13 protein-coding genes and 1 rRNA gene are annotated in these 11,810 nt (G+C 42.5%); 5 read left to right on the top strand and 9 right to left on the bottom strand.

What is annotated here, in order from left to right:
* Window positions 1-112, bottom strand: a 16S ribosomal RNA gene (locus H6G28_RS04770); the annotation flags it as partial.
* A 565-nt stretch (window positions 113-677) separates the two neighbouring features.
* On the opposite strand from H6G28_RS04770, the gene dhaK reads away from it, so the two are divergent.
* Both dhaK and dhaL read left to right on the top strand, forming a co-directional pair.
* Entirely contained in the window at window positions 678-1,751 is a 1,074-nt protein-coding gene (gene dhaK, locus H6G28_RS04760) for a dihydroxyacetone kinase subunit DhaK (RefSeq protein WP_190593727.1), read from the top strand.
* Window position 1,752: 1 nt separating this feature from the next.
* A complete protein-coding gene (dhaL, locus tag H6G28_RS04755) occupies window positions 1,753-2,388 on the top strand; it encodes a dihydroxyacetone kinase subunit DhaL (RefSeq protein WP_190669276.1) in 636 nt (211 codons plus the stop codon).
* Window positions 2,389-2,434: 46 nt separating this feature from the next.
* On the opposite strand, the gene H6G28_RS04750 is transcribed toward dhaL, so the two are convergent.
* The 5 genes from H6G28_RS04750 to H6G28_RS04730 form a co-directional block, all read right to left on the bottom strand.
* Window positions 2,435-3,250: a carbon-nitrogen hydrolase family protein gene (locus H6G28_RS04750; RefSeq protein WP_190593731.1), complete on the bottom strand. Its 816-nt coding sequence runs from the start codon at window positions 3,248-3,250 to the stop codon at window positions 2,435-2,437.
* Window positions 3,251-3,657: 407 nt separating this feature from the next.
* Window positions 3,658-3,876: a type II toxin-antitoxin system HicB family antitoxin gene (locus tag H6G28_RS04745; RefSeq protein WP_190669274.1), complete on the bottom strand. Its 219-nt coding sequence runs from the start codon at window positions 3,874-3,876 to the stop codon at window positions 3,658-3,660.
* Between the two features lie 16 nt (window positions 3,877-3,892).
* Window positions 3,893-4,132 (bottom strand): 2Fe-2S iron-sulfur cluster-binding protein, encoded by a 240-nt coding sequence (locus H6G28_RS04740; protein ID WP_190669272.1) that lies wholly within the window; start codon window positions 4,130-4,132, stop codon window positions 3,893-3,895.
* A gap of 15 nt (window positions 4,133-4,147) precedes the next feature.
* Window positions 4,148-5,623, bottom strand: coding sequence for a cobyric acid synthase CobQ (gene cobQ, locus H6G28_RS04735; RefSeq protein ID WP_190593738.1), 1,476 nt, complete (start codon window positions 5,621-5,623; stop codon window positions 4,148-4,150).
* Between the two features lie 510 nt (window positions 5,624-6,133).
* Window positions 6,134-6,538: an Npun_F0494 family protein gene (locus tag H6G28_RS04730; RefSeq protein WP_190669270.1), complete on the bottom strand. Its 405-nt coding sequence runs from the start codon at window positions 6,536-6,538 to the stop codon at window positions 6,134-6,136.
* 355 nt (window positions 6,539-6,893) lie between these two features.
* On the opposite strand from H6G28_RS04730, the gene H6G28_RS04725 reads away from it, so the two are divergent.
* On the top strand, window positions 6,894-7,331 hold the full coding sequence (locus H6G28_RS04725; RefSeq protein WP_190669268.1) for a peroxiredoxin: 438 nt from the start codon (window positions 6,894-6,896) through the stop codon (window positions 7,329-7,331).
* A gap of 178 nt (window positions 7,332-7,509) precedes the next feature.
* On the opposite strand, the gene H6G28_RS04720 is transcribed toward H6G28_RS04725, so the two are convergent.
* The 3 genes from H6G28_RS04720 to H6G28_RS04710 all read right to left on the bottom strand — a co-directional run bounded on the left by H6G28_RS04720 (window position 7,510) and on the right by H6G28_RS04710 (window position 10,181).
* Window positions 7,510-7,920, bottom strand: coding sequence for a hypothetical protein (locus H6G28_RS04720; RefSeq protein WP_190593744.1), 411 nt, complete (start codon window positions 7,918-7,920; stop codon window positions 7,510-7,512).
* Between the two features lie 40 nt (window positions 7,921-7,960).
* Window positions 7,961-8,839 carry an ABC transporter permease gene (locus H6G28_RS04715; protein WP_190593746.1) on the bottom strand — a complete coding sequence of 293 codons (879 nt, stop codon included), beginning with the start codon at window positions 8,837-8,839 and terminating at the stop codon, window positions 7,961-7,963.
* Window positions 8,840-9,161: 322 nt separating this feature from the next.
* Complete coding sequence (locus tag H6G28_RS04710) at window positions 9,162-10,181, bottom strand: ABC transporter ATP-binding protein (protein WP_190669266.1); 1,020 nt, start codon at window positions 10,179-10,181, stop codon at window positions 9,162-9,164.
* 212 nt (window positions 10,182-10,393) lie between these two features.
* Between H6G28_RS04710 and H6G28_RS04705 the strand changes: the two genes are divergently transcribed.
* Entirely contained in the window at window positions 10,394-10,975 is a 582-nt protein-coding gene (locus H6G28_RS04705; protein WP_190593749.1) for a TIGR04376 family protein, read from the top strand.
* A 367-nt stretch (window positions 10,976-11,342) separates the two neighbouring features.
* Window positions 11,343-11,795, top strand: a complete 453-nt coding sequence (locus tag H6G28_RS04700; protein ID WP_190593751.1) for a DUF4332 domain-containing protein — start codon at window positions 11,343-11,345, stop codon at window positions 11,793-11,795.
* The last annotated feature ends 15 nt before the right edge of the window (window positions 11,796-11,810 follow it).

Raw genomic sequence — 11,810 nt, 5'->3', positions numbered from 1 at the left:
CTCACGCGTTACTCACCCGTCCGCCACTAAATCCCTAAAGATTCCGTTCGACTTGCATGTGTTAAGCATACCGCCAGCGTTCATCCTGAGCCAGGATCAAACTCTCCGTTTTGTTGTTTTTTGAGTTTGTTATCTGAAAAAACTTGCTTTTCAGATTCCTTGCTATAATTTTTTAAGTTTCTGGGTTAGCCCCAAAACCAATTTGTTTGACGAGGATTGGTTTAAATTTAAGCTTTCAAAGTATTGTTTTTTCTCGGTTCAGTCGTCTTGGCTCTTGCCTTGACACTTATCTAGATTAACAACTGGTTATAGGAACGTCAAGGGGTTGGCAAAATTTTTTTTGAATTTCATTGAAAAGAAAGTAAAAACCAATATACAGTAGTTAAATAAGCACAATATTGAATAATCATCGATTTTTGGCTGTATAAGGCTAATTTCAGCTTAAATAGAATTAAATATAATAGAAGCAATTGGCAATGAACTTGTCCGAGTTTGTGAAAAAATCAAAAAATTCCTGAAAATTATTTACGGAGTGTTCTTGAGAAGTTGCTTCAAAAATATGGACGATCGCACTACATAACACCATTCCGGCAAAAAATACATTAATCTGGTGCATCTTTGTGTTTTCTGCTCGGTGGATTATTCTGAATCTGTAGCAATCTTCGCAATTACAGACAATGAAAAAGCTGATTAATCAGCCAGAAGACTTCGTAAGAGAAAGTCTAGCTGGGATGGCGGTGGCTCATTCAGATTTAATCAAAGTCAACTATGATCCCATTTTTGTCTATCGAGCTAATGCACCCAAACCAGGAAAAGTGGCAATTATTTCTGGTGGAGGTAGTGGACACGAACCGATGCACGCAGGGTTTGTGGGTGCAGGAATGCTAGATGCAGCTTGTCCGGGAGAGGTGTTTACATCACCTACACCTGACCAGATGCTGGCTGCTGCTCAAAAAGTTGATGGTGGAGCAGGTATTCTTTATATTGTCAAAAATTATAGTGGCGATGTGATGAACTTTGAGATGGCAACGGAATTAGCTAGAAGTGAAGGTATCCGTGCGCTCAATATTTTGATTGATGACGATGTGGCAGTGAAAGATAGTTTATATACTCAAGGTCGTCGCGGTGTGGGAACAACAGTGTTAGCAGAGAAAATTTGTGGTGCGGCGGCTGAACAAGGTTATAACTTGCAACAAGTAGCAGATTTGTGTCGTCGAGTAAATCTGAATGGGCGAAGTATGGGAATTGCTTTAACATCTTGTACTGTACCAGCTAGGGGTACTCCAACATTTAGATTAAGCGATCGCGAAATGGAAATTGGCATTGGGATTCACGGTGAACCAGGAAGGGAAAGAATTGATGTAAAATCAGCAGATGAGATTGCAGAGATATTAACCCAAACAATTATTGATGATGTTGGCTACAGTCGGGTTGTGCGAGAGTGGGATGAGAATCAAGGCGAATGGGTTGATGTGGAATTGATTGATCCACCTTTGCAAAGAGGCGATCGCTTGTTAGCCTTTGTTAATAGTATGGGTGGTACACCTATCTCTGAACTTTATCTGATTTATCGTAAGTTAGCAGAAATCTGCGAAAAACAGGGAATGATCATTGTCCGCAACTTCATCGGCCCTTACGTCACATCTTTAGAAATGCAAGGTTGCTCAATCACGTTGCTAAAGTTAGACGATGAACTCTTGCAGTTGTGGGATGCACCAGTACACACAGCAAGTCTGCGGTGGGGTATTTAATATGGTCACTCAAGCTCAAATTCTTCAGTGGTTACAAATATTTGGAACTGAGATCGAGCAGAATAAAGAATATTTAACTGAATTAGACGCAGCAATTGGTGATGCTGACCACGGTATTAATATGGATCGTGGTTTTAAAAAGGTGATCAGTCAGTTACCAACTGTCACTCAGCAAGATATTGGCAGTATCTTGAAAACTGTGAGTATGACTTTAATTTCTAGTGTTGGGGGTGCTAGTGGCCCTTTATACGGGACATTTTTTTTAAAAGCCAGCACTATCGCGGCTGGTAAACAAGAACTAACTACTCAAGAACTATTGGCATTGTTGCAAGCTGGTTTAGATGGAGTTTTGCAACGTGGTAAAGCCCAACTAGAAGACAAAACAATGGTTGATGTGCTGTCTCCGGCTGTAGTGGCTTTTAGACAAGCAGTTGAGGAAGGTAAAAATACTGTGGCTGCGCTGCAAAAATCTGTAGCTGTTGCAGAACAGGCGCTACAAAACACCAAACCGATGTTAGCGAAAAAAGGACGCGCTAGTTATTTAGGAGAACGGAGTATTGGACACCAAGATCCTGGTGCAACTTCATCTTATTTAATGTTGAGGAGTTTAATGGTAAGTCTTGAGGATGGTGAGTAAAGTCTGAAGCAGACAATTTCACACTTCAGACTTCACACTGGATACTTTAGCCAAACACTCGGTGTTGTAAAGAGGGCATTTGGCGACGCACTTGTTCTAAACGTGAGGGATTGATTTCTGCGATCGCAATTCCGGGTTTTTCCCCAGCATCAGCTAGAATGACTCCCCAAGGATCAATAATTACAGCATGGCCGTGGGTTTGGCGACGAGCGTAGTTTGTCCCAGTTTGGGCTGGTGCAATCACATAACAAGTATTTTCAATTGCCCTTGCTTGTAATAATACTTGCCAGTGGTCTTTGCCAGTAAAAGCAGTAAACGCCGCGGGAATAAACATTACATCGGCTCCCTTACTGGATAGATGGCGATACAATTCTGGAAAGCGCACATCATAACACACAGAAAGACCAATACCGCCCAGTTCTGGGGAAAAATATACTGAGGGTAGTTGTGTACCAGCTACTACAGTGCTAGATTCACGATAAGTATTACCATCAGGAACATTCACATCAAATAAATGTACCTTTTGGTAACGGACAACTTCTAAACCACTTTGGTCAATTAGGGTGGAAGTATTATAAACTTTGCCTGTCTCTTCTACCAAAACAGGAAAGCTGCCGCCTAAAATTGTGACTTGGAAGCGTTGAGCCATTTTTTTGAGAAACTGTTCTGTTTCGCGGGTGATGTTTGCGGCTTGGGCGAGTTTATCTTTTTCTTCTCCCATAAAAGAAAAGTTTTCTGGTAGCCCAACTAGTTCAGCACCTCGACGCACAGCAAGCTCAATCAATTCTTCTGCCTGTGCCAAATTTTTGTATAAATCAGGCACACTTGTCATTTGAATAGCGGCGGCTAAATAAGACTTCATAGATTTAACAACAAAAAGTAGATGTGTGCGGGACAGATACTCAAATATATCGTTACTTCAAGAACTTCGGAACTTGAGCAGCTATGAGGAAATATTGCTTTTCTTTAAGGAGCTTGCTATCCCTAATGTTTAGCTCTATTAATTGTCACCGGATTTTAACACTTTGAGAAATTAAGCAGTCAGAGGCACAATCAGAGGTTTGGACAACGGAAGAAAGAACCACAGAGGAGCCAGTGCGTTACTTTGGTTCCCAAAGTTGTAGTAACTGGCATAGCGCAGAGTTCACGGAGACATGGGAGTTTAAGAGGTGTTTTGCTTCAGTCCTAAATTTATGTGGCGGACTACTACTTTTGTGTCGCTAGAATTTTGTGATTGTTAGGGTGAGTTCTATAAATCTCAAGTTTGTGTTAGGGAATGTTCAACACGGTTGGCTGTGACAGTGGATCTCCCGCAGTTTCATAAGCAATAATCAAAGACTCCAGTGCTTCAATGCCATTGGCAACAGCTGACTCGTAAGTATATCCATGAGTGCGCCAACGTTGTCCAGGGAAATCAGGAAATCCTACCAAGAAGCAATCATCTTCTTCTGACCACTGAATCACCATTTGGTACTTGAGTTTATCCATCTGGAAAATACAATAACTACCAAGTTGGGTCGCTAAATAAATGTATTCTCAACTCCTCATCGGTTGGCGGGACTGCGGAAAGACAAGCGCGAATGACATCGCCATCTTCAAGTTCTACTGTACAAGCATGACATGAACCCATGAGACAGCCTGTGGGAATGAACACTCCAGCGCGTTGTGCTACATCTAAGAGTGCTTCTCCCACTTCGGCATTGATGGCGACATCATCTGGTAAAAATCGAACGCTGACACTCATGCAATTTTGGGCTAACTACGACAAAAATGGTGTTAAGTCTAAATGGCGTTCTACTTCTGTAGCCAGCGAGTCTAAGATTTGTTCTCGCTGTTCGCGGTAGTTGGCGACACCTGTGGGTAAGGATTTTAAGCCGCGCTGTTGACGCAGGCGATTTAACCAAGCACGTCGCCAAGGGCCATTGTCAAACAGTCCGTGTAAGTATGTACCCCAAACTGATTGACAGCTATCCACCAACCCTAGATTAACATCATCAAATAGGGGTTGATACGCTTGACTATCGGGTGGTTGTTCAATACGCGATCGCCCTTGATGAATTTCAAAGCCATTGACTGGCAATCCCATTTGCGGGAAATTAGAGCTAACTTGCCGTTGACGAGCAATTTTTTGTCCGGTAATGACGGTTCTAATTGGTAATAAATTCAAGCCTTGGAATCTACCTGCTTGACCTTCTATACCTTCGGGATCAGCAATAATTTGTCCTAGCATTTGGTAGCCGCCACAAATCCCCAAAACTGTGCCACCAGAAGCAGCATAATTTTGGATGGCTTCTGCCATACCGCTTTTCTGCAATAAGATTAAGTCGGCAATGGTGGTTTTTGTGCCAGGGATGATTACCGCGTCTGGATGTCCTAAATCTTGTTTTGGACTGAGATATCTCACGGAAACAGATGGTTCTGATTCTAAGGGGTCAAAATCGGTAAAGTTAGCAATTCTGGGTAAGCGAATCACTACGATATTCAAGTCAGCTTGAGCTTTGTGAGCTTTTCGCTCTAGTAAGTCGAGGGAATCTTCGGCGGGGAATAGTTCTTGGAAATAAGGCAGTACACCAATTACAGGTTTTTTGGTGCGTTCTTCTAGCCATTGGATACCTGAATCTAAGAGCGATCGCTGTCCACGGAACTTGTTAATTACAATACCTTTAATTAAGTCCCGTTCATCGGGGTCAAGTAACTCTAAAGTCCCGACAACATGGGCAAAAGCACCACCACGGTCAATATCAACTACCAGGATTGTCGGTGCATTTAAATACTTTGCTATCCGCATGTTGGTCAAATCGCGGTGCTTGAGGTTAATTTCTGCGGGGCTACCTGCACCTTCGCAAACCAACATATCAAATTCTGTGGATAAATGTTGTAGAGATTCTTCTATGGCTCGCCAACCAAGGTCGAAAAATTGCTCGTAGTAATCTGCTGCTTTGACTCTCCCGACTGGTCTACCCTTAACAATTACCTGGGAAGTCATATCACCTTGGGGTTTGAGTAAAATGGGATTCATTTCTACCCAAGGAACCACCCCAGAAGCCCAAGCTTGTACCGCCTGTGCATAACCGATTTCACCCCCATTGGCAGTGACATAAGCATTTAAAGCCATATTTTGACCTTTAAAGGGAGCCACTCGCCAACCACGCCGCGATAGCAAACGGCAAATAGCCGTAGTTAAAAGTGATTTCCCTGCGTGGGATGTAGTTCCCACTACCATAATTGCTTTCATACTTAATGTGTACTTTTCAATAAGAGGGTGAAATACTTAGTTATGAACGGGTAATGATATCACATCCGTTCATCAACAGTTATAGCAGCAGGCAGAAGAATTGGAGATTTTAGATTGAGATTAATCAAAAATTGTGAGATTCCAGCTTGCACAAAATTTTCATCTACCTAGCTACTGCTATCAATCCAGAAGCAAACAAAACTTGAGGGCAGATAAATATCCATACCCAAATTCTTGAACCCTGTGATTTATACAACTTTCATCAAAATCTGAGCAAAGTTGTCAGGTGTTGATGAAGAATTTATCTTGGGCTTGATGCTTCCGTAAGTATATTGTTCCCTTTTGTAACCTAATCTTAACTTTAAGATTTTTAATTCTACAGAACTTACTCACAAAGATTGTTGGAGGAGACTGGGTGTGAGGGTGAAAGGGTTTTGAATAAGTACACCCCTACACCCTTACACCCTTTCCACAACCGTGAATTTTTCGGATCGCTGCGTAAGTCATATTCTAGAAAGGCAGTCTCAACCAACGAATGGAGGCGTTGTAGAGGGAATCTCGCCAGGAAGGTGCAGGAAAATTTTGTCCCTGATATTTTTCGATTAATTGATGACCTAAAGGTGTGAGGCGAAAACTATCGGTAATTCCCTGGCCATCAACTTCGCGCCGCAGTACACCAACTTGAATTAACCAGTCTAAAGCGTTGTAACAAGCCAATTCTGATAAGGGATGCTGGGTATAGCCATTTTTGATGCCATTTTCTTGGGCGATCGCATTTAATGGTACACTCTGGTCACGCATGGCTGTGAATAAACCAACTCTGAAAGGAGAACAAATGAGCGATCGCTCGGCTCTTTCTACTGTGTTAACAGTGTAAGAGAAAGATTTTGGGGTTGGGGAATCAAGTCTATTCATGGAAATATTTATTTATCTCAACACAAATTAATTTACAACTCATAAACAGAAGTCAGGAGTCAGAATTCAGAATTCAGAACTGGTGAATACTCCACCCAATAAAGTCTGGAGTTTAAATGAAGAAAAAAGTTTTATTTTGATTTCGCCCAGGTTCGTGGTAGCGTCCCGCAGGGAGAGAAGAGGTTTTCAACCAATATTCATCACCCAGCGATGCACTCTCGCTTGCCAAAGTTTCATACAGAATAAAGGATTCATTTTGAATCCTTTATTCTGACTTCTGAATTCTTCTTTAATCATTGTAAATTATTGTAAAATTTCAGAGTCATCAACAAACACCAAACAGGAAAGGTTCATTATGCCTCTAGCAGTTGGTACGGATGCACCTGCATTTACCGTCAAAGATACTAATGGCAACACTGTCTCATTGTCTGATTTTGCTGGTAAGACAGTTGTTTTGTATTTTTATCCCAAAGATGACACTCCCGGCTGCACTAAACAAGCGTGTAGCTTCCGCGATGCTCAAGAACAATATCAAGGTAAAGATATAGTTGTTTTGGGTGTGAGTGCCGATGATGAAGTGTCGCATCAAGCCTTTACCCAAAAATTTAATTTGAACTTTCCCCTACTGGCGGATACCAAAAAAACTCTGATTACAGCTTACGATGTTGATGGTGGTGGTTATGCCAAGCGCGTTACCTACGTCATCGACCCCAATGGCAAAATTGTTCATGTTGATGCCAACGTGAATACATCCAACCACGCCAGCGATATTTTATCGGCACTAGGGCTGTAATTTTTGTGAATTGAATTTTAGCTTTGAGCTTGATTGCCTGTTTGGGACTTCCAGATAAAAATATCCTGTTCTTATGGGATGAATATCCAAGGAAGATGTTCACCCCACAAGATGGATAATTGATGATTTCTGGAAATCCCATCAGGTTTACAGACACGGTGCGGTTTTTGAATTAGATTCAGTTTTGGGGTGGAACAATCTGCACGGGAGAAACCACACTAGGAGATGTGATGGCGGGTAAACCAGGAACTGCTTGTCCAGCAGTGTTATTTACGGGTTGATTGGCATTTTGTTTGAGTACAGCCCGCTTTCTGTTTAATTCAGCTACTGCTGAGTTTAATTCATCGTTTTTTTGTTCAGCGTTCCAGTTCAAACTACCAAATTGAGCGCGGTGAATTAAATCAAGGGGATTTAAATTACCGGAATTAGGCGAAAAGGGGTTGGTATTATCTTGAGAATTATCGCCAGGATAGGCATCGATTGTGTTTAGCTGCGCCAAACTCGGTTGGGCGGCGAGGAAAGAGGCAAAGCCAATTCCTGCTAATGTAGCAACACAGAAGCTTTTAACTGATAAAAATGATTTTTGCATGAGATTCTCCAATACGCTCCAACGACACCATGCTTTTATCTTAAGCAAGAGTTTTGCGTAGTTGGGGTTGAATGCTGAGTAAAGCCACAACAGCAAAGCCCAACAAAATTAACAAAGCACTGCCAAAGGTAATATCACCCCAAGGTGCTTGCATCACAACGCTACTCAATCCCCAGTGTTGATGCAAATAAAGATAACGGATAGGTTCAATAGCGTAGCTGAGAGGGTTGAGAGTGGCGACAACTTGTAACCACTGGGGCATGAAAGATAAGGGTGCTAAAGCGGTGCTGGCAAATAATAAAGGCAGGTTAGTAACGAATATTACAGCAATTAATTCAATATGTCCGGGTAGGGCAAAAGCCAAACCAAGGGAAATCGCAGTTACGCCCAAAGCTAAGAGGAAGACGATGAGAGCGATCGCACCCAAGCCTGCGGCATCTGGTATCCCCGCACCTAAAAAGGCTGCTGCACCGACAATTACGGCTGCTTGTAGTAAGCTTTGGCTAATAATAAAGATGGCGGAAGCAAAGACAATGGAAAAGCGTGATGCTAGAGGCGCGACTAATAAACGATTCAAAAAGCCAAATTCGCGGTCAAACATCACAGGTAATCCGGCATTCAAAGCCCCGGCAAAAGCTGTAAAAACAATTACACCTGCTGCCAAAAATTGACCGTAATTTGTCGTACTACCAAATAAACCCTTCGGTGCATTTTGGAATAAAGCGCCGAATAACACCAACCACATCACAGGCTGAATAATTCCCGCCAATAAAGTGGAGGGACGGCGTTGTAATTGAATAAACAAGCGACGAGTTAAAGCCAGCGTCTCTTGGACTAATTCACCAAAAAAATTAGGTGCAGCATCCGCAGGTGAAGCTAGTTGCTGCCAATTTACATCAGATTTAGGAGTTACACTCATAACAATTAGGGAGTAGGGAGTAGCGAGTGGGGAGTAGGTAAAGGGTGTAGGGGTGTAAGGGTGAAGGAAAGGAAGATTCTGGCGTTGATTTTACAGTCATTACTCATTCCTTTATGAAAAACCTACACTATACCTAGTAGGGAGTAGTGAGTGGGGAGTAGGTAAAGGGTGTAGGGGTGTAAGGGTGAAGGAAAGGAAAATTCTGGCGTTGATTTTACAGTCATTACTCATTCCTTTATGAAAAACCTACACTATACCTAGTAGGGAGTAGGGAATAAGGAGTATGTTTTTCCCACTCCCTACTCCCTATTCCCCATTCCCTCTATCTCATATTTTGCTTCTTTTCGGCTTTCGGATCACGGTTAGCAATGGCGGCTAGTTCTGCATCCATTAAGGTGCGTCCAGTGGCGGCGAGGTAGACATCATCTAGACTGGGGCGTGATTGGGCGATGCCGAAAATTGGTAAGCTGGCATGATTTAGGGTTTGTTGGATGGTAATTAAGGCATCACTTTGGGGTGTGACTACCAAGTTAAGGGAATTACCTTGGGCGCTGTTGATAATGATTTCTTGGACAAAAGACAAAGCTTGTAAGAGGTTTTTGGCTTTTTCGGCTTCTTCCAGGGGTGAAAATTCCCGGATGCGTAGGGTAATGCGATCGCCTCCTACCCTATCCTTTAATTGTGAGGGTGTACCTGTGGCAATAACAATCCCACGGTCAATAATAGCGACGCGATCGGCTAATGCGTCAATCTCTTCTAAATAATGGCTGGTAATTAAAACTGTAGTTCCTGATGCTCGCAACTTCCGTAAAAAATCCCAGACAACAAATCGGCTTTCGATGTCCAATCCAACTGTAGGTTCGTCTAAAACCAAGACATCCGGCGCATGAAGCAGCCCAGCAGCTAAATCTAGCCGTTTACGTAAACCACCAGAATAAGTCCCTGTCTTTTTATCGGCGTATTCTTGCAAACTCAGTAAATCTAAAACTGTTTGAATTCGCTGTTTTGCTACCACGCCAGGGAGGTGATAAAGCGCCGCTTGCAATTGCAGCAGTTCTTTTCCAGTTAGAACTTTATCAATAGCGACTTCCTGCGCTACATAACCGAGTTTTTGTCTAGCTACTCTGGGGTTATCCAGCACAGACACACCCGATACTTCGATTTTGCCTGCATCAGGAGTTGTGAGGGTACACAAAGCACGCAGAGTTGTAGTTTTACCTGCACCGTTGGGGCCAAGCAAACCAAAGATTTCTCCTGGTTCTACCTCAAAAGAAACGTCTTTGACGGCTTCAACGGTACCGTAACGCTTTTGCAGATTTTGAATTAAAACGGCGGGAGCCATGACAGCCAATCCCTAACTATACAATTCGCAACAAAGTCTATATATATTGTAGTTGAGTAAGGGGAGGTGAAGCGATCGCTGGGATACGTCTCCTAATATATTTAGGGCAAAGTGGTATGAATGTACTTAGTCCCCTTAAGACTCTATCTGTGGTCTTTCTATCAGGATGATAAAATAAAAATACTCACACACCCAACCCTGGAGTTCTGGCAGTGGGATTATTTGATGATTTGAGTCGGTTTTTAGAAAACCGTTTAGAAGAATTCTTGCGTAATAATCCACATTTGGAGTTAGATGCCCTGTTAGAGCAACTACGTCAGCAAGAAGATGATACTTTAAAGCTAATAGCAGATTTACAAGTCCAAGAAAAGCGATCGCAAGACGACATTCTTTCCACCGCCCAAGAAATTCAGCGTTGGCACATCCGCGTACAAAAAGCCAAAGATGCGGGTAGACAAGATTTAGCCGCCGCCGCCCAAGAACGAGAAGCCGCCTTACTGCGAGAAGGAAACCAAAAATGGGGACACATGCAAGGGCTGAAAGAACGCCTGAATCAATCTCAAGAATTATTACGCAAAATTCAAGTCCGAAGACAGGAAGTACAAGCAAAAGCCGCAGAAGCCCAAACAGCACGCGCTAAATCCCAAGCCCAACAACAACGTATAGACACTAACGGTTGGTGGAATTCTTCTACAAATACTTCCAGAACTGTTGATGACTTAGAAGAAAAATTCCGCCGTTGGGAAACAGAAGACGAATTAGAAGAAATGAAGCGGAATTTAGGCAAGAAGTGAAAATATCAGGGGTGTAAGGGTGTATGGGCTGTGGGAATTTGGAGATGTCTATTATGTCAGCTTAAGGTGTAGGCGAGTTGTAGGTTGGGTGGAGGAACGGAACCCAACATTCACGCATACTTTGTTGGGTTAAGCTATCACTACACCCAACCTAATATTCTCTTAACTTGTGTTTGTATCAAGATTTGGCATTGCATAAATGCGGTATGAATTAAGATGTCGAAGCAAAATGAAAGACAGATTTTTCGCGCAAAGGCGCGAAACAAAATTCATCCCCTTAATCAGCAAAGCTAAGATTTTAGTGAATTAATCTCCACAAAGGTAAATTTTTTCCCAAATCCCAACTACCCATATCTGATTGTCAAAAATGTCTGCTAAACCTCAAGATAAAAGCCGAAGTTTCTTTCAATCTGGTGACTGGCCGATTGAACAATTACCGGGATTAAGTCAAGAAGAGCGATCGCAACTACAAGTTTGCGGTATTAAAACTACACGCAGCTTATTTAACCAAGGCAAAACTCTAGAAGCTAAATTAGCGTTAGCTAGTAAATTACAAGTTCATCTTCAGTATGTCAATAAATGGGTAGCACTAGCTGATTTATCGCGCATTCCCAGTGTTGGCACACAATATTGTGGCTTATTGCTTCATGCAGGAATCGGTTCTGTCGCCCAATTAGCCCAAACACCCAGCCATAGATTACACAGACAAATTATGCGTTTGCAAGTAGCCACCTTGCAACGACGAGACTTGTGTCCATCAGTTGAGTTAGTTCAGCAATGGAGTCAACAAGCTAAGGGAGTGCTGAGTGCTGAGTGCTGAGTGCTGAGTGCTGAG

Source organism: Nostoc sp. FACHB-190, assembly GCF_014696905.1.
In the GTDB taxonomy this organism is placed as follows: domain Bacteria; phylum Cyanobacteriota; class Cyanobacteriia; order Cyanobacteriales; family Nostocaceae; genus Nostoc_B.
This window is presented reverse-complemented; position numbering and strand designations above follow the sequence as displayed.